The following is a 17,374-nucleotide window of genomic DNA, read 5'->3' on the forward strand; positions in this document are numbered from 1 at the left end:
GGAGCCTCGGCGCGCGGACGCCGGGGGCGGCCGCGCGCGGATCGGGGCTCAGGCCCGCAGGGCGTGCTCCTCGATGAGGGAGCGCAGGGCGTCCAGGTCGTTGTCCAGCTCCGTCACGTGCTGTGGGGCGTCCAGGAGGGCCTGGACGGCCTCGTCGACGGCCTGCTCGCCCCCGAGGGCCTCGGCGACCGTCGCGCCGAACTTGGCGGCCTTGGCGGTCTCGAGGACGAGGGTGGGGAAGCCGGGCTCCATGAGCGCGAGGGCCACGGTGACGCCGTCGGCGGTGTGCGGGTCGATGAGCCGGCCGGTGAGCGTGTGGACGAGGCGGATCGCGGTGAGGCGCTCCTCGTGGGTGGAGGAGGCCGAGACGAAGCCGAACTCGGACTCGAATCGGGCCTGCTGGTCGGACAGGTCGAGGCTGCCCCTGGCCTCCAGCTCGGGCCAGCGGCGCGAGAACTCCTTGGCGCCGAGCAGCTCGAAGACGAAGCGCTCGAGGTTCGAGGCCTTAGAGATGTCCATGGAGGGGCTCGAGGTGGCCAGGGTGTCCTCGCGCGAGCGCGGGGTGTAGACGCCGGTGCGGAAGAACTCGTCGAGCACGTTGTTCTCGTTGGTCGCCAGGATGAGGCGCCGGATCGGCACGCCCATCTCCCGGGCCAGGTGGCCGGCGTAGATATTGCCGAAGTTGCCCGAGGGGACGGCGACGTCGACCTGCGCGCCCGAGCGCTCGGCGTCGTCCAGCTCGTCCGTGGCACGCAGCCACGCCCACACGTAGTAGACGCACTGGGCGGCGATGCGGCCGACGTTGATCGAGTTGACGGCGCCGACGGAGTTGCGGGCCTTGAACTCCGGGTCCGCGTTGACGGCCTTGACGAGGTTCTGGCAGTCGTCGAAGACGCCGTGGACGGCGACGTTGACGATGTTGGGGTCGTCCAGGGAGTACATCTGCGCGCGCTGGACGTCGCTCATGCGTCCGTGCGGGGACAGCATGACGACGGAGACGTTGTCCTTCCCGCGGAAGGCGTGCTCGGCAGCGGAGCCGGTGTCGCCGCTCGTGGCGCCGAGGATGTTGAGGACGCGGCCCTCCTTGGCGAGGACGTAGGGGATCGCCTGGCCGAGGAACTGCATCGCCAGGTCCTTGAAGGCCATCGTGGGCCCCTCGGAGAGCCCGACGAGCTCGAGGCCATCCGCCACCCGGGTGAGCGGCCTCAGTGGGACGATAGGGGCCGGGAAGCGGTCGGGGGAGTAGGCGGCCGCGGTGAGGCGGGCCAGGTCCTCGCGGGGGACGTCCGTGGCGAACAGGCCGATGACCTCCGTGGCGAGCTCTGCGTAGCCCAGGCGGCGCCAGGACTCGAGGGTCTCCCGGGTGAGGGAGGGCAGGGCGTCGGGGACCGTGAGGCCGCCGTCGGGGGCCAGTCCGGACAGGAGGACCTCGGTGAAGCCCGCCGGGGTCATGCCGCCGCGGGTGGAGATGAACTGCATGCGCTGCCTTCCCTCGTGGCCGGGGAGCACCCGGATCCGATCGCCGCCATCCTATGCGGGGCGCCGGAGGCGCGGCCGGGTGGCCCGGAGGGCGGAAGGGGCGGGCCAGGCGCGCGCCGACGTCCGGGAGCGGCGCTCGGGCCCTCCGGCGGGCTGCGCCCGGCCCGCGCGTGCGCGACGATGGGAGGGGCCGGCGACCGCCGGGCCCCGTCGACGACGAGGAGGACGCACGAGCGAGCGGGAGCGCAGCGAGCTGGAGAAGCTCGAGGCGGGGGAGCCGTCCATGTTGCTCGACGAGGAGGTCGCCGCCCGCAAGGAGGGCGCCGTCGTCCTCACGCGCGCCTTCAACGACGCCGACCCCACCGACCACGCCGCCCAGGACCGGATCATTCGGGAGTTGCTCGGATCGACGGGCGACTTCATCTCGGTGCAGCAGCCCTTCCACTGCGACTGCGGCCCCAACATCCACGTCGGCGACGGCTTCCTCACCAACGACGACGTCACCATCCTCGACATCGCGCCGGTGCGCATCGGCGAGCACGTGATGATCGGGCCGAACACCCTCATCTCCACGGTGGGGCACCCGCTGTCCCGCCGCGGTCGGCGCGAGTGGGGCGCCTTCGCGAAGCCCGTCACCATCGGCGACGACGTCTGGATCGGCGGCAACGTCACCATCCTCCCGGGGGTCACGATCGGCTCCCACGTCGTCGTGGCGGCGGGTGCCGTCGTCTCCAAGGACGTTCCCGACGACGTCGTCGTCGGCGGCGTGCCGGCGCGGGTCCTGCGCGAGCTGGATGATGAGGAGGACGTCTCCGAGCCCGAGTGAGGGGCGACTTCTCCGCGGAACGGCGGGGATCGCCATGTAAATGACACGCTGTCATGATGACTCGTCCGACCCGGTTCGGGCCCCGCGGGCACGACGAAGGGCGACACCCGGGTGGGTGCCGCCCTTCGGTCTCCTCCCCTCGCAGCGCGAGCGGGGATGTCCCGATCTCGAGGTCAGGACGTCCCGATCTCGCGGGGTGCGGTGGGGAGGGGCGTCAGCTGAGGACCTTCTCGACCTCGGACTTGAAGGAGGCCTTCGGGCGGGAGCCGGCGAACTGGTGGAAGACCTCGCCGTCGCGGATGACGGCGAAGGTCGGGATGGAGCGGATGCCGTAGGAGCGGGCGGTGGCCGGGTTGGCGTCGACGTCGACCTTCACGAACTTGACGCGGTCCCCGAGCTCGGAGGCGACCTCGTCGACCACCGGGGCCATCTGGCGGCACGGGCCGCACCACTCGGCCCAGAAGTCGACGACGACGGGCGTGTCGGACTTGAGGACCTCGGACTCGAAGGTGGCGTCGGTGACGGCCTTGGCGTTGGACATGGGGTTCTCCTTCGTTGGGGGTGTTGCGGAGGGGCGCCGGTCAGGCGTCCAGGGCGGCGAGGTAGTGCTCGGCGTCGAGGGCCGCGCGGCAGCCGGAGCCGGCGGCGGTGATGGCCTGCTGGTACTCGGGGTCGGCGACGTCGCCGCAGGCGAAGACGCCGGGGATCCGGGTGCGCTGGCTGGGGGCCTCGACCTTGATGTAGCCCTTGCCGTCGAGCTCGAGGACGTCCTTGACGAGCTCGGAGCGCGGCACCTGGCCGATGGCGACGAAGAGGCCCGAGGCGGGCAGGTCGCGGCGCTCGCCCGTGACCGTGTCCTCGAGGGTGACCGACTCGACGGCGTCGGCCCCGTTGATGGCGACGACCTTCGAGTTCCACGCGAAGTCGATCTTCGGGTCGTCCTGGGCGCGCTTGGCCATGACGGCGCTGGCGCGCAGCTCGTCGCGACGGTGCACGATCGTCACGGAGGAGCCGAAGCGGGAGAGGAAGGTGGCCTCCTCCATGGCGGAGTCGCCGCCGCCGACGACGACGATCGGCTGGTCCTTGAAGAAGAAGCCGTCGCAGGTGGCGCAGTAGGAGACGCCGTGGCCGGAGAGGCGGTCCTCGCCGTCGAGGCCGAGGTGGCGGTACTCGGAGCCCGTCGAGATGATGACGGTGCGGGCCTCGTAGACCTCGTCGTCGGTGGTGATGCGCTTGACGTCGCCCTCGAGCTCGAGCTCGGTGACGTCCTCGAAGCGGACGTCGGCGCCGAAGCGCTCCGCCTGCTCCTGCATCTGGGTCATGAGCTCGGGGCCCATGATGCCCTCGACGAAGCCGGGGTAGTTCTCGACCTCGGTGGTGTTCATGAGGGCGCCGCCGGCGGTGACGGAGCCGGCGAGTACGACGGGCTTGAGCTGCGCGCGGGCGGCGTAGGTCGCGGCGGTGTATCCGGCGGGGCCGGAGCCGACGATGACGACGTCGTGGATCATGACTCTCCTGGTTCATCGGGTCCCCGCGAGCCGGCGCGCGCGGGTCTGCTGGAAGCAGTATCGCCCCATGGAACCGCTGATGGGAGTGCTTTCTTCCCCCAGGAGGGTCCTATCGAAGAGTGATCTCCGAGATAGTCGCCTTGTTGAGCCCGTCCGAGGAGGTCGGCAGGTCGGTGATCCACACGACGATGGTCGTCGCGTTGGTCGCCGGGAAGCTGAAGGTGGTGGTGCCGTCCGTGAAGGCGCCCTCGGCGAGGAGGGTTCCTCCCTGGGGGTCGTCGGCGCTCGTGGCGCGGATCTGGACGTTGCCTCCCGTGCCGGTGCCCTGCATCTCGATGGAGGAGACCTCAGCCGCCTGCTGGAGGGTCACGGCCACGCCGATGCCCTGCTTGAAGGCCAGCGACGGCGAGGCGTAGTAGCGCGAGTACCAGCCGCCGTCGGTGCTGCCGTCGATGAGGGTCGCGGCGAGCTCGGGGTGCTCGGAGTCGTCGCCGTAGGGGTCGAGGGACTCGGCGCTCGCGAGCGCGATCGGCGCGGCCTGGGTCGGCGACGCGGAGGCCGACGGCGTCGCCGCGGCGGTGCCGTCGCCCGCGTCCGCAGCCTGGGAGGTGACGGTCGGGACCGTCTTGGCGGCGGGGACCTCGTCGTCGGTGACGCGGACGCCGAAGAGCTGGAGGAGGTTCGACACGGCGAAGAACACGCCGATGAGGACGGCCAGGAGCATCGCGACGAGGACGACGAAGGTCGTCCGGCTCACCGAGCGCGAGACCTCGTCCTCCTCCTCGTCCGGTTCGTCCTCGTCGTCCTCGATGAGGGTGGCGTCGTCGGCGCTCACCGAGGACGGCACCGGGGCCGGGGCCTGCGGGGCGGGTGCCGGGGCGGCCTGCGCCTCCTCGGGCGGGACGACGACGAAGGCGGGGCGCTCCTCAGCGGCCGTGGCGTCCTGGCCCTCGGCGGCGACGTCGGCGGTCTGGGAGCGGGAGCCGCGCGGGGCGGCGTGGGCGGAGGAGCGGCCGCGCAGGCGTCCGAGGACGCCCAGCGGGCCGGAGGCGATGCCGGCCGAGCGGGCCGCGGCGGCCTCGCCCGACTCCTCGGTGGCGGGCAGCACCGAGGCGTCCCAGGGGGACAGGGTCCGGGCCACCTCGGCCGCGGAGATCGGCGGGCGGCCGCCCCAGGTGCGCTCCACGAGGGCGTCGACGCGGTCGATGTCGGGCACCGCCGAGCCCTCGGGCAGGAGGGTCGAGGGCGCCGCGGGGGCGTCGCCGTGGAAGGGGGCCGAGGGGATGCCGGAGCGCTTGCCCGGCCAGCGGCGGGTGAGGCCGTAGTAGAGGAGCTCGACGAGGGAGCGGGCGTCGGTCCGGTCGAAGGCGAGGGGGTCGTCCTCGTCCTCGACGTCCAGACCGAGGACGGCGGCCTCGATGCCGATGCCGGTCACCTGGACGGAGCCGTCCGGGCGCAGGCGCACCGAGTCCGGGGAGAGATGGAGGTGGTTGAGACCGCGGCGCGAGGCGATGTCGAGCGCCTGGGCGGTCTCGCCGACGACGGCGCGCACCTGCTCGGGGCTCAGCCCCTCCTCGACGAGGGAGGTGAGGGTGCGGGAGGCCGCCGGCTCCATGACGATGAAGGAGCCGTCGCCCTGCTCGACGTCGTAGACGCGCTGGACGCGGGGGTCCTCGATGAGGACGGCGCGCGAGGCGGCCCGCAGGACGTCCTCGCGGTGCTCGGTCGCGTTGCCCAGGGTGAGGACGGTGACCTCGCGGTCGAGGATCGTGTCCCGGCCCAGGTGCCGCACCACGCGGGGGAGGGTGGTCGGGAGGGTGGAGACCAGCTCGTAGCGGCCGGTGCCGATGGGCGTGCTCTCGCTCATCGTTCTCGCTCCTCCTCGGGACGTCTGGGGCTTCGGGTGCGTGCCGAGTGTACGGTTCGCGCCGCCCTCGGACCGCTCCAGCGCGCCGCCCGGGCGCGCTCCCGGCCAGTGGTACGGGGCCCCTGGGGCGGGTGCGGCTGCTGCGTCGGATGAGGTCCCGGGGCCGGAGGGGCCGCGGGACGGACCCGAGGAGGGACCGCCGTCGGGACCGCCGGGCAGGTCGTCGGCGGAGCCCGCGTCGTCGTCGGGCTCGTCGTCGGACCCGGTGCCGGGGTGCTCCTCGGCCAGGGCGGCCACGGCCTGCTCGGTGGGCGCCGCGGCGCCGTCGACGGCGGGGATCGCCTCGGACTCCCCGGCGCGCGCGGTCACGGCGACCGGGGCCGGCGCCAGGCGCTCGGCCAGGCGGCCCGTCGCGCGACCGGCTCCGCCGGGCAGGATCCGCCCGATCCTCGCGACGACGCGCGACAGGCGGGAGAAGAGGATGGAGAGCTCGGAGATCCGCAGGAGACGCGCCACGACGAGGTAGACGAGCGTCATGACGAGGGCGCCGAGGACGACGATGACGACGGCGTCCGTCGCGCGCGTGCCCGTCATCGTGCCGTCGGCCGGGCCGAGGACCCGGCGAAGGGCGTAGCCGACGGCGGCGGCCGGCAGGACCGCGACCACGAGGCGCGCGTAGGTCGTCATGATGCGGCGGCCGTCGAGGTGGGGCACGTGGCGCCGCAGGAGCGGGATGGTGATCGCGGTGCCGATCGTGTGACCGGCGACGATGCCCGCGCAGGCCCACGCCATCCACTGGGTCGCGGGGGCGAGCAGGTACGCGCCGAGGCAGAAGACGACCATGGTGAGGCCGACGGCGGCGTCGGCGCGCAGGAGGCGCTTGGTGTCCGCGTAGGCGAGCATGACGCGCTGGACGGTGAACCACAGGCCCTGGGTGATGACCCCGATGCCGAGGATCGTCATCATCGGCGCGGCGGCCTGTGCGGCGTCCAGCGACAGGGAGGGGACGAAGGCCTGGAGCGCGGGCTCGCCCAAGACCGAGATGCCGAAGCCGCACAGGACCGTGAAGACACCGACGCTGCGCAGGCCGAGGGAGAAGTCGTCGCGGACGCCGTCGGAGTCCCCGGCCGCCGCCTTCTCGCTCATGCGCGTGAACAGCGCCGTGATGATCGAGGTGGTGATGAGCGACTGCGGCAGCATGAAGATGAGCTGCGTGTTGGCGTAGAGGGTCGTCGACGGGACGACGACGTGCGCGTAGGCGGCCGACTCGCCGGCCGTGAGGGCGCGGGAGGACAGGTTCGTCGTCGCCCAGTCGCCGACGCTCGCCAGGAGCACGCCGAGGAGGGCCCACAGCGCGACCTTCGACGTCTCGCCCAGGCCCATGCCCCGCACGCCCCAGATGAACCGCGGCTTGAAGCCGATCCTCCGCAGCGGGACGTAGAGGACGACCGCCTGCAGCACGATGCCGAGCGTCGTCGTCGCACCGATGAGGGCGATGCGGTCGAAGGTCCAGATCGAGGGGTCCTGACCGCCGGCGTACCCGCCGTAGATCTTGAGGTAGGCGACGAGCGAGGCGATCGAGATGAGGTTGTTGAGAACCGGGGACCACATGTAGGGCCCGAAGCTCGACCGCGCGTTGAGGACCTGCCCCCACAGGGCGTAGAGGCCGTAGAAGAACACCTGCGGCATGCACCAGAAGGCGAAGGCGAAGGCCAGCGGCTGCCAGCGCCCCAGGCCGGAGGCGTAGATCATGATGACCAGCGGGGAGGCCGCCGTGAGGATCCCGGCCACGACGAGCAGCAGCATGGAGGCGGCCGTGAGGAGCCGGTTCACGAGCTCGTCGCCGTTGGGCTTGCGCAGCGCCCGGACGATCTGCGGGACGAGGATCGCGTTGAGGATGCCGCCGATGAGCAGGTTGTAGAGCTGCGTCGACAGCGAGTTGGAGATGTTGAAGGCGTCCGCGGCGCCGGAGCCCGTGGCGCCGAGGGCGGCGACGAGGAGGGCGTTGCGGACGAAGCCGAGCAGTCGCGAGGCGAGCGTGCCCGCCGCCATGATGGCGCTCGAGCGCGCGACCGAGCCGCCGCCCTCGGCGGCCTTGCTCGCGCTGGATCCCGCGGGGGACGTGCTCATGCCTTCTCCTGGGGTGTGACGGTGCGTCGGCCTCGGCGCACGGTACGCGTGATGCCGGCCGCGAGCATGATGACGAGGCCGACCCCGATGACGCGTGTGCCGAGGTTCTCCCAGTCGGCGCGCACGCGCATGTGGACGGTGGTGGGCGTCCCGACTCTCGTGCCGTCGGCGGCGAGCACCTCGATGGTGAGCTCGACGTCGCCGGAGCCCACGGCGGTCACGGGCACCTTCGAGGTGACCTCGCCCCGGGCGGGGACCGTCACGGTGGTGTCGGCGTCGGCCTGGAGCCGCTGGGTGCTCGGGACGAGGTGGACGCGGACGGTGACGTCCTGGTCGAGTGAGGAGGTGATCCGCACCGGCAGGTCGGCGTTGGAGCTGATGAGGTTGATCGTCGAGGAGGGCACGGCCGTGAGCCCGGCGGCGACGGCGTCGCCCGCCTCGCGCGCGGCCGCGATGTTCGAGTCGCGGCCGGCGGTGTCCGTGCGCCACGAGGCCGAGGCGGTCGTGGCGACGACGTCGCCCTGCCGGCCGAGCACCGCGGAGGGGTCCTCGAGGACGCTCGCGACCGAGCTGAGGTAGGAGGCCGCCTGGGTGGCGCGCGTGAGGTCCGCGGCGGAGACCTCGCTGGCGGCCCGCTGCTCCGAGGGGAGGTCCTGCCGGGCGGCGTCGCGGCCCTCCCGGGAGGACTGGTCGGCGTCGGCAAGCAGGTCGTCGAGGCCCTGGGCGCCCGTCCACCCGGAGTCGGAGAGGGCGGCGATCCTCGTGCGCAGGACCTCGGGGTCGGTGCGGGCGGCCTGGGTTCGCGAGAGCGTGACGACGACGTCGCGGGAGACGGAGGGCGCCTGGCGGGTGAGGATCGCGGCGTCGGCGCGCAGGACCTGGCGGGCGTCGAGGTCCGACAGGTTGGTCTCCCCGGCGTCCGTGGTGAGGCGGCCCCCGAGCGCCGAGGACAGGTCGGTGTCGGGCACGAGGACGGTGCGCCCGTCGACGACGGTCGTGCCGGAGGGCGTGTAGGTGAGGTCCTCGGCGACGGGGAGGTCCCCGGGCGAGGCGATGACGGTGGTCGTCGTGCCGCCCAGCGCGCTCAGGGTGCTCGTGTCGAGGGTGTCGGCGACCCAGGCGACGCCCGTGGAGGCGCCGTCCTCGACGGTTCCCGATACGGCGGAGCGCGAGGTCGCGGAGGTGATGAGGTCGCCGCGGCCGAGGTGGGCGAGGGCGGCGACGTCGGCGTCCGACCAGGGCAGGGCGACGACGTCGCCCTCGGCGGCGGCCCCCTTGAGGGCGTCGACGAGCTCGGTGTCCGTCGTGGCGCTCGCCTCCGTGCTCGAGTCGGCGGCGGCGCCGGTGGGCTCGGTGGGGGCGACGGTGGGCTCGGTGGAGGCCTGCTCGCTCGCGGTCGCGGTGGGCGCGGCGCTCGCGGTCGGTGTCGCGGAGGCGCTGCCGGTCGCCTGCGCCGACGCGGTGGAGGAGGCCGTGGGGGAGGCGGTGGCACCCGCCGAGGCCGCGGCGTCGGAGGGGACCCCGAGGGCCTCCATGAGGGCGGGGTCGACGGCGAGGACGACGCCGTCGCCGGCCAGGGACAGCAGGCCGAGGACGCGCTCGCGGACCGCCGCGACCTGCTCGGCCGTCGAGTCCTCCTCCGCCGTGCCGGCCTGCGTCGCGGAGGCGGTCGCCTCCTCGGTGGGCTCGGCGCTCGCGCTCACCGAGGCGGCCACGGCCGCCTCGCCGCCGGGGGAGGTGAGGAGGGCGAGCTCCGCGGGTGAGGCCGTGACGGGGACGACGGTGGTGACGCGGGTCGGGGAGACGGCGACGTCGTCGTCCCAGACGACGATCGTGCGGTCGCCGGCGAGCTCCGTGCCCGAGGCCAGGGCCGTCACCTGCACGCCGCGCGGACCCCACTGGTCGGAGGAGAACAGGGGCAGGCTGTCGTGCGGGACCTTGAGACTGAAGGCGCGGGACGCCCCGGCCTCGACCGCCTCGTCGAGGTCCTGGGTGAGGACGGTGGTGAGGCCGCCCGTCTGGTCCTCGTCGAGCCATGCGGCGAGCTCGGCGCTGCTCAGCGCGGTGCGGTTCTGGACGTCCACCCGCAGCGAGAGGGAGGAGACGGCGGCGTCGGTGCCGTTGGCGATGGTGCCGGTGACGGTGAGGTCCTCGTCGCCCCTGAGGACCTCGTGGTCGAGGGCGTCGATGGTGACGGTGACCTTGCCGTCGACGACCTTGTCGGCCGCCCGTGAGACCGCAGGGGTGACGGCGCCGATCGCAGCGGTGGCCGACGTCGTCGTCATCGAGGAGGTCGAGGCGGCGCTCGCCGGGGCCGTGGGGGAGGCGCCGAGGACGAGGACGAGGGCGGACAGGGCCGTGCCCAGGACGGTCAGGGCCGACGCGAGACGGCCCCGGAGCGGCTGCTCGGACCGGCGGGCCGGGGCGGGCCGGGGGCCTGCGGGCGCGGTGGCGCGGCCGGCAGGGTGCTGACCGGTCGACCTCAACCGTCCCCCACGAGGATCTCGCGGGCGGCGGCGACGATGCGCCGCTCGTTGGGGTAGGCGAGGCGTCGGGCGACGTCGTCGAGGGCGACCCACTCGACGTCCTCGGCCTCGTGGTCCGGGTCGTTCTCGGTGGTGAGGTCCCCGCCGAGGGCCTCGAGGAGGAAGTGGTGGACCACCTTGTGGACGCGGTGGTCGTCCCCGGCGAACCAGTAGTCGATGGTGGCGAGGTGTCGCAGGACGCGGCCGTTGATGCCGGTCTCCTCCGCGATCTCGCGGACGGCGGCCTGCTCGGCCGTCTCCTCGCCCTCGAGGTGGCCCTTCGGCAGGCACCACTCGAGGCGCCCGCCCCGGTTCCGGCGCGCGATGACGGCCGTGTACGCCTGGCCGTGCTGGACGTCGACGACGAGGCCGCCGGCGCTCGTCTCGTCCACGACGGGCAGGGAGCGCGCACTCGTCCGACGCGGCTGCGAGCCGGTGCGGGGTCGTCGAGTGCGGTGGGTGGGCATGGGGACACTGTAGGCGGTTCCACGGGGAGCCCGTGCCCACCGGGAGGTGGCGCGTGCCCCTGAGGGTGGCGTCGACGGCGGTCGGACCGGGGCGCTCGCGGGCGGGACTCCGCTCCGCTTCGTGGCAGGCTTGGCCGCGATGACGAACGCCCCCACGCCCACCGAGAAAACCGCCGACGCCGTCGGAGAGCAGGCCGCCACGAGCCCCGCGGATCCCGCCGGCGCCGCGACCCCGGCCCCGGACCTCGCCGCGCTCGCGGACGAGCCCGTCGACGACTCCGGCCTCACCGCGACCGCTCGGCGCGCCCTCGAGGTGCTGCCCCCCTCGCTCGCGGCCCTCGGGCACCTCTTCGCGCGCGCCGGCCACGAGCTCTCCCTCGTCGGCGGGCCGGTCCGCGACGCCTTCCTCGGCGTCACCCCGCACGACCTGGACTGCACGACCTCCGCCCGGCCGGAGGAGACCGAGCGGATCCTCACCGCCTGGGGAGACGCCTGCTGGGACGTCGGCAAGGAGTTCGGCACCGTCGGGGCGCGCAAGGGCGACGCCGTCGTCGAGGTGACGACCTACCGCACCGAGGAGTACGAGATCGGCTCCCGCAAGCCGCACGTCGCCTACGGGGACAGCCTCACCGGCGACCTCACCCGGCGAGACTTCACCGTCAACGCCATGGCGCTGCGGCTGCCTGACCTCCAGCTCGTCGACCCCTGCGGCGGCTTCGAGGACCTGTGCGCCGGGGTGCTCCGCACCCCCGTGAGCGCCGTCCAGTCCTTCGACGACGACCCGCTGCGCATCATGCGCGCCGCGCGCTTCGCCGCCCAGCTCGGCTTCGACGTCGAGCCCGACGTCATGGCCGCCATGGAGGAGGTGGCCCCGCGCCTCGGGATCGTCTCCGCCGAGCGCGTCCGCGCCGAGCTCGAGCGACTCCTCATCAGCCGCTGGCCGCGCCGGGGGCTCGAGCTCATGGTGCACACCGGCGTCGCCGACGTCGTCCTGCCCGAGCTCTCCGCCCTCGTGGAGACGGTCGACGAGCACAAGCGCCACAAGGACGTCTACCAGCACACCCTCACCGTCCTCGACCAGGCGATGGCGCTCGAGACCGGCCCTGACGGCCCCGTCCCCGCCCCCGACCTCGAGCTGCGGCTCGCCGCGATCATGCACGACGTCGGCAAGCCGGCCACGCGCCGCTTCCTGCCCGACGGCACCGTCACCTTCCACGGGCACGACCACGTCGGCGCCCGCATGACGAAGAAGCGGCTCACGGCCCTCAAGTTCGACAAGCAGACCATCAAGGACGTCTCGCGCCTCGTGGAGCTGCACCTGCGCTTCCACGGCTACGCCGACGCCGGCTGGTCCGACTCCGCGGTTCGCCGCTACGTCACCGACGCCGGGCCGCTGCTCGAGCGCCTCCACCGGCTCACGCGCGCCGACGTCACGACGCGGAACAGGCGCAAGGCGCGGATGCTCGACGCCGCCTACGACGACCTCGAGGCGCGGATCGCCGAGCTCGCCGAGCAGGAGGAGCTCGCCGCGATCCGCCCTGACCTCGACGGCCAGCAGATCATGGCCGAGCTGGGGATCGAGCCGGGACCCGTCGTGGGGGAGGCGTACCGCTTCCTCATGAACCTGCGCATGGAGAAGGGCCCGATCGGTGAGGAGCTCGCCCGCGAGGCCCTGCACGCCTGGTGGGCCGCGCGCGGGGAGTGAGAATCGCGCCGGTCGTTCTCACGGGCCGAGGAGGGCGGTGGGCGCCCCTACTCGCAGACGTCGCCGTCGCCGGCCCTCGTCGGTCTGCTCCTCGCCGGTACCGCAGTCCGCCGTCGTGGCCGCCGCACGGCCTGAGCCGCAGCTGCAGCACGTACAGGCAGACATCCTCGGCACAGGCCGACGCCGACGGCGTCGCACTTTGCCGAGGATGTCTGCCGCTGTGCGGGCGTGGGGTGGACGGCGCCGTCAGCGCGCCCAGCCCGACGCACAGTTCGCGGGGAGAACGCGCGGCTCCCGCCCCGAATACCCTGTGAGGTGCCCATCACCTCAATAGGTAAGACGCCATTGCCTGCCAGACGAGGTCCACGGGACCATGAGGCATGCGCGTGCATAACTTCTCAGCCGGTCCCGCCCAGCTTCCCCTGCCCGTCCTCGAGCAGGCCGCGTCCGAGTTCACTGACTGGCGATCCTCCGGCATGAGCGTGCTCGAGGTCTCCCACCGCGGGAAGGACTTCGTCGAGTGCGCCGCGGACGCCGAGGCCACCCTCCGCCGCCTCGCCGGCGTCCCGGACTCCTACAAGGTCCTCTTCCTCCAGGGCGGTGCGACGGGCCAGTTCGCCGCCATCCCCCAGAACCTCACGCAGCGCGGCGACTCCTTCGCCGCCATCCTCACCGGCCAGTGGTCCAAGAAGGCCGTCAAGGAGTCCGAGCGCCAGGGCGTCACCGGCACGATCGTGTCGGACCAGGCCGAGTCGGGCTACGCCACCACCCCCGCCGAGGGCTCCTTCGAGGTCCCGGCCGACGCGAAGTACCTCTACTACTGCGCCAACGAGACCATCGGCGGCGTCGCGATGCCCTTCGTGCCCACCGCCGAGGCCGGCGACGTCCCGATCGTCGCGGACGTCTCCTCCATGTACCTGTCCCGCCCGATCGACGTCGAGAAGTTCGGCGTCGTCTACGGCGGCGCCCAGAAGAACCTCGGCCCCGCCGGCCTCGACGTCACCATCGTCCGCGAGGACCTCCTCGGCTCCGCCCGCCCCGACACCCCGTCCATCTGGGACTGGAAGGTCATGGCGGACAAGGACTCGATGCTCAACACCCCGCCGACCTTCTCGATCTACCTCTTCGGCCTCATCCTCCATTGGATCGAGGACCAGGGCGGCCTCGAGGCCATGGGGAGGCGCAACGACGCCAAGGCCGCGCGCCTCTACGACGCCGTCGACGCCTCGAGCTTCTACACCAACCCCGTCGAGAAGCGCTCGCGCTCCGCGATGAACGTCCCCTTCACCCTCGCGGACCCCGAGCTGGACAAGGACTTCCTCGCCGGCGCCGAGGCCGCGGGACTCAAGAACCTCAAGGGCCACCGCTCTGTGGGCGGCATGCGCGCCTCGATCTACAACGCCATGACCGACGATGGCATCACCGCCCTCATCGAGTACATGGCCGAGTTCGAGCGCACCCGCGCCTGACCCGCCGCGCGAAGCCCTCTGCACCAGGAGACACCCGATGACTGACAAGACCTTCAAGGTCCAGACCCTTAACGCGATCGACGGCGCGGGCCTGTCCCGCTTCCCCGACGCCCTCTACGAGGTCGGCTCCGGCGTCCAGGAGCCCTCCGCCCTCCTCGTCCGCTCCGCCAAGCTGCACGACATGGAGGTTCCCTCCTCCCTGCTCGCGATCGGCCGCGCCGGCGCCGGCACGAACAACATCCCGGTCGCCAGGATGACCGAGCTCGGCATCCCGGTCTTCAACACGCCCGGCGCCAACGCGAACGCTGTCAAGGAGCTCGTCCTCGCGGGCGTCTTCATCGCCTCCCGCAACCTCATCCCCGCGGCCCGCTACGCCCACGAGCTCGACGACTCCGACGCCGACGCCATGGCCAAGGCCGTCGAGGCCGGCAAGAAGCAGTTCAAGGGCTTCGAGCTGCCCGGCCGCACCCTCGGCGTCATCGGCCTGGGCGCCATCGGCGTCAAGGTCGCCAACGCGGCCCTCGGCCTCGGCCTCGACGTCATCGGCTTCGACCCGGCCATGACGGTCGAGAACGCCTGGCAGCTGTCCGCCGACGTCGAGCGCGCCGCCAACATGGACGAGGTCTTCAAGAAGGCCGACATCCTCACCGTCCACGTGCCGCTCATCGACGCGACCCACGGCATGGTCTCCATGCAGAAACTCTCGCTCATGAAGCCGAGCGCCGTCCTGCTCAACTTCGCCCGCGCCGAGATCGTCGACGAGGCCGCCGTCGTCCAGGCCCTCGACGAGGACCGCCTGCGCGGCTACGTCTGCGACTTCCCGAGCGCCGCGGTGCACAAGCACTCCAAGTGCATCTCGCTGCCGCACCTGGGCGCCTCGACCACCGAGGCCGAGCGCAACTGCGCCATCATGGCGGTCGACGAGCTCCGCGCCTTCCTCGAGGAGGGCCAGGTCCACAACTCGGTCAACTTCCCCGAGGCCGTCATGCCGCGCGAGGAGGGCACGCACCGCCTCGTCATCGTCAACCGCAACGTCCCCACCATGGTCGGCCAGGTCTCGACGATCGTCGCCGAGACGGGCCGGAACATCGCGAACCTGCTCAACCGCTCGCGCGGCGGCCTCGCGGTCACCCTGGTCGACGTCGAGGGCGATGTCGATGAGGCCGGCGTCGCCCGCCTGCGCGCGATCGACGGCGTCCTGTCCGCCCGCATCATCCTCTGACGCGCAGCACCCGATGACGTCGGCCCCGGTCCCGCACGGACCGGGGCCGACGTCGTCCTGCGGGTCCGAGGCCGGACGGCCCCCCGGCGGGTGGGGGACACCTCGCCGACCGGCGTCCCGGACTCATCCGCTCACCATCGGCGGGAGGGCACGATGAGGGCATGCGCCTGACCGACGACCTCCGCGACCTCGCGACCGTGCGGGCCTTCCGCACCCTCCTCGGCGTCCGGCTCGTCTCCCAGACCGGCGACGGCATGGTCCAGGCCGGCCTCGCCACCCTCTTCTTCTTCCAGCCGCAGAACATGACGAGCGCCTCCGGCGTCGCCGCCGCCCTCGTCGTCATGCTCCTGCCCTTCAGCGTCGTCGGCCCCTTCACCGGGCCCTTCATCGACCGGTGGCGACGGCGCCAGACCCTGTGGTGGGGCAACCTCCTGCGCGCCGGGCTCATCGCGCTCACCGCGCTCGTCCTCTCCGTCGCGGGCATCGGGCTGCCGGTCTACGTCCTCGTCCTGGTCGCGCTCGGCGTCAACCGCTTCCTCCTGTCGGTCCTCTCCGCCGGGCTCCCGCAGGTCATCGACCACGAGCGCCTCCTCGTCGCCAACTCCATCGTCCCCACCCTCGGCGGGGCGGCGACGGCGGTGGGCGCGGTCATCGGCTTCGTCCTGCGGCTCGTCCTCCCCGCCGGTCACGCCCAGGACGTCGCGAGCCTCCTCGCGGCCGCCGTCCTCTACGCGCTCGCGGCCCTCGTCGTCACGCGCCTGCGCCCGGACGAGCTCGGCCCCGAGCACCCCGACCTCTCCACCGGCCTCGGCGCCGCACTCGCTCGCACCGCCGGGGACCTGATCGACGCCGTCCGCTACCTGCGCCGCCGCGGCACCCCGGGGCTCGCTCTGTCGACCATGGCGCTGCACCGCTTCGTGTACGGCATGGAGCTCATCACCATGATCCTCACCGCGAGGAACCTCCTTACCTCCCCGGAGAACGCGACGACGGGGCTGGCGATCTTCGGCAGCCTCATGGGCGCCATGGTCGTGGGCCACGGCGTCGCCGTCGTCCTCACCCCCTTGGCCCACGAGCGGGTCGCGCCCTCGACCTGGGTCGTCATGTGCCTGCTCGGCGGAACCCTCGGGCAGCTCGTCGTCGTGGCCACGCACGCCCAGGCGGCGATGACGGCCGGCTTCCTCGTCTTCGGCATCGGGGTGCAGGGGGCGAAGATCGCCGTCGACACGATCGTCCAGTCGGACACCGCCGACGCCTACCGGGGTCGCGCCTTCTCCATCTACGACGTCCTGTTCAACACGGCCGAGTGCGTGGCCGCCGGCGTGGCGGTCCTGGTCCTGCCCGACGTCGGGTGGTCGCGGCCCGTCCAGGCCTGCCTCGTCCTCTTCGTCTGGTGCGTGGCCGGGTGGTACGCGACCGGGGTGCGTCGCCTCGGCGACCGACCCCGGGAGGTCGAGGCCGTGCCCGGCGGCGGGACGACCGCCCCCTGAGGCCGCCGCATCGGGGGCTTGAGCCTTGCGCGCCGAGGAAGATGACATCCTGTCGTGACGAACGGCGTGGGCGCCGAGCGCCTCAGCCCTCCGCGACCCTCGCCATGACCTCGGCGTCGACCCACTCGCCGTCGTAGAGCAGCGCGTCCCGCAGCCGCCCCTCGGCGACGAAGCCGGCCTTCTCGTAGGCCCGCCGCGCCGCCGGGTTGAAGGCGTAGACCTCGAGCGAGATGCGGTGCAGCCCCACGGACAGGCCGTAGTCCGTGATGAGCCGGGTCGCCTCCGTGCCCAGCCCGCGACCGCGCCCCGCCCGGCACATGAGGATCCGGAAGTTGCAGGACCGGTTGCCCTCGTCCCAGTCGTTGAGGACGGCCTCGCCGACCAGGGCTCCGCTCGCACGGTCCACGATCCCCAGGACGAGCCGCTCCTCGCTCACCGCCCACTGGCCGTAGACCTCCCGCATCCGCTCGATCGGGACGTCCTGGCTCGGCTCCTCCGGCGAGTGGACCGAGCCCATGAGGAGCGCGATCTCGGGCTCCTCGCGCAGCCACGCGTCGACGACCCCGGCGTCCGCGGCTGTGATGGGGCGCAGGGTCACCAGCTCGCCGTACAGGGTGGGCTTCTCGGTCCAGATCGTCACGAGCGGACCGTAGCGGAGCAGCGCTTGACCCTCACGCGGCGTGAGG

General features: G+C 72.8%; 12 protein-coding genes. 5 read left to right on the plus strand and 7 right to left on the minus strand.

The annotated features are described in order from the left end of the window. Positions 1–48: 48 nt before the first annotated feature. Entirely contained in the window at positions 49–1,479 is a 1,431-nt protein-coding gene (gene thrC / locus AXF14_RS04760; protein WP_067944028.1) for a threonine synthase, read from the minus strand. Between thrC and AXF14_RS14735 the strand changes: the two genes are divergently transcribed. Next, positions 1,478–2,305 (plus strand): sugar O-acetyltransferase, encoded by an 828-nt coding sequence (locus AXF14_RS14735; RefSeq protein ID WP_335338920.1) that lies wholly within the window; start codon positions 1,478–1,480, stop codon positions 2,303–2,305. The genes thrC and AXF14_RS14735 overlap by 2 nt on opposite strands. Positions 2,306–2,519: 214 nt before the next feature. Here AXF14_RS14735 and trxA read toward each other — a convergent pair whose 3' ends face one another. The 5 genes from trxA to AXF14_RS04790 all read right to left on the minus strand — a co-directional run bounded on the left by trxA (position 2,520) and on the right by AXF14_RS04790 (position 10,802). Further along, positions 2,520–2,846: a thioredoxin gene (trxA, locus tag AXF14_RS04770; protein ID WP_067941275.1), complete on the minus strand. Its 327-nt coding sequence runs from the start codon at positions 2,844–2,846 to the stop codon at positions 2,520–2,522. A gap of 40 nt (positions 2,847–2,886) precedes the next feature. Further along, a complete protein-coding gene (gene trxB / locus AXF14_RS04775) occupies positions 2,887–3,813 on the minus strand; it encodes a thioredoxin-disulfide reductase (RefSeq protein WP_067941277.1) in 927 nt (308 codons plus the stop codon). A gap of 109 nt (positions 3,814–3,922) precedes the next feature. Then, positions 3,923–7,810: a murein biosynthesis integral membrane protein MurJ gene (locus AXF14_RS14405; RefSeq protein WP_067941279.1), complete on the minus strand. Its 3,888-nt coding sequence runs from the start codon at positions 7,808–7,810 to the stop codon at positions 3,923–3,925. Next, the gene (locus tag AXF14_RS04785) at positions 7,807–10,296 is read right to left on the minus strand and encodes a DUF6049 family protein (RefSeq protein ID WP_067941281.1); all 2,490 of its coding nucleotides are present in this window, start codon (positions 10,294–10,296) and stop codon (positions 7,807–7,809) included. The genes AXF14_RS14405 and AXF14_RS04785 overlap by 4 nt, the downstream gene beginning before the upstream one ends. Beyond that, entirely contained in the window at positions 10,293–10,802 is a 510-nt protein-coding gene (locus AXF14_RS04790) for an NUDIX hydrolase (RefSeq protein WP_067941283.1), read from the minus strand. The genes AXF14_RS04785 and AXF14_RS04790 overlap by 4 nt, the downstream gene beginning before the upstream one ends. A 139-nt stretch (positions 10,803–10,941) precedes the next feature. On the opposite strand from AXF14_RS04790, the gene AXF14_RS04795 reads away from it, so the two are divergent. The 4 genes from AXF14_RS04795 to AXF14_RS04810 all read left to right on the plus strand — a co-directional run bounded on the left by AXF14_RS04795 (position 10,942) and on the right by AXF14_RS04810 (position 16,688). Beyond that, complete coding sequence (locus AXF14_RS04795; RefSeq protein WP_084355361.1) at positions 10,942–12,507, plus strand: CCA tRNA nucleotidyltransferase; 1,566 nt, start codon at positions 10,942–10,944, stop codon at positions 12,505–12,507. A 380-nt stretch (positions 12,508–12,887) separates the two neighbouring features. Further along, a complete protein-coding gene (serC, locus tag AXF14_RS04800; RefSeq protein WP_067941285.1) occupies positions 12,888–13,976 on the plus strand; it encodes a 3-phosphoserine/phosphohydroxythreonine transaminase in 1,089 nt (362 codons plus the stop codon). 37 nt (positions 13,977–14,013) lie between these two features. After that, positions 14,014–15,198 carry a 3-phosphoglycerate dehydrogenase family protein gene (locus AXF14_RS04805; protein ID WP_067941287.1) on the plus strand — a complete coding sequence of 395 codons (1,185 nt, stop codon included), beginning with the start codon at positions 14,014–14,016 and terminating at the stop codon, positions 15,196–15,198. 161 nt (positions 15,199–15,359) lie between these two features. Next, on the plus strand, positions 15,360–16,688 hold the full coding sequence (locus AXF14_RS04810) for an MFS transporter (RefSeq protein ID WP_067941289.1): 1,329 nt from the start codon (positions 15,360–15,362) through the stop codon (positions 16,686–16,688). An 82-nt stretch (positions 16,689–16,770) separates the two neighbouring features. On the opposite strand, the gene AXF14_RS04815 is transcribed toward AXF14_RS04810, so the two are convergent. Next, on the minus strand, positions 16,771–17,328 hold the full coding sequence (locus tag AXF14_RS04815) for a GNAT family N-acetyltransferase (protein ID WP_067941292.1): 558 nt from the start codon (positions 17,326–17,328) through the stop codon (positions 16,771–16,773). Positions 17,329–17,374 lie beyond the last annotated feature (46 nt).

It is taken from the genome of Actinomyces radicidentis (genome assembly GCF_001553565.1).
In the GTDB taxonomy this organism is placed as follows: Bacteria; Actinomycetota; Actinomycetes; order Actinomycetales; family Actinomycetaceae; genus Actinomyces; species Actinomyces radicidentis.

Bases quoted from the DNA above. Each gene is read 5' to 3' on its own strand.
- AXF14_RS14735 (WP_335338920.1), top strand. From the start codon at position 1,478: ATGCGCTGCCTTCCCTCGTGGCCGGGGAGCACCCGGATCCGATCGCCG.
- thrC (WP_067944028.1), bottom strand. From the start codon at position 1,479: ATGCAGTTCATCTCCACCCGCGGCGGCATGACCCCGGCGGGCTTCACC.
- trxA (WP_067941275.1), bottom strand. From the start codon at position 2,846: ATGTCCAACGCCAAGGCCGTCACCGACGCCACCTTCGAGTCCGAGGTC.
- trxB (WP_067941277.1), bottom strand. From the start codon at position 3,813: ATGATCCACGACGTCGTCATCGTCGGCTCCGGCCCCGCCGGATACACC.
- AXF14_RS14405 (WP_067941279.1), bottom strand. From the start codon at position 7,810: ATGAGCACGTCCCCCGCGGGATCCAGCGCGAGCAAGGCCGCCGAGGGC.
- AXF14_RS04790 (WP_067941283.1), bottom strand. From the start codon at position 10,802: ATGCCCACCCACCGCACTCGACGACCCCGCACCGGCTCGCAGCCGCGT.
- AXF14_RS04795 (WP_084355361.1), top strand. From the start codon at position 10,942: ATGACGAACGCCCCCACGCCCACCGAGAAAACCGCCGACGCCGTCGGA.
- serC (WP_067941285.1), top strand. From the start codon at position 12,888: ATGCGCGTGCATAACTTCTCAGCCGGTCCCGCCCAGCTTCCCCTGCCC.
- AXF14_RS04805 (WP_067941287.1), top strand. From the start codon at position 14,014: ATGACTGACAAGACCTTCAAGGTCCAGACCCTTAACGCGATCGACGGC.
- AXF14_RS04810 (WP_067941289.1), top strand. From the start codon at position 15,360: ATGCGCCTGACCGACGACCTCCGCGACCTCGCGACCGTGCGGGCCTTC.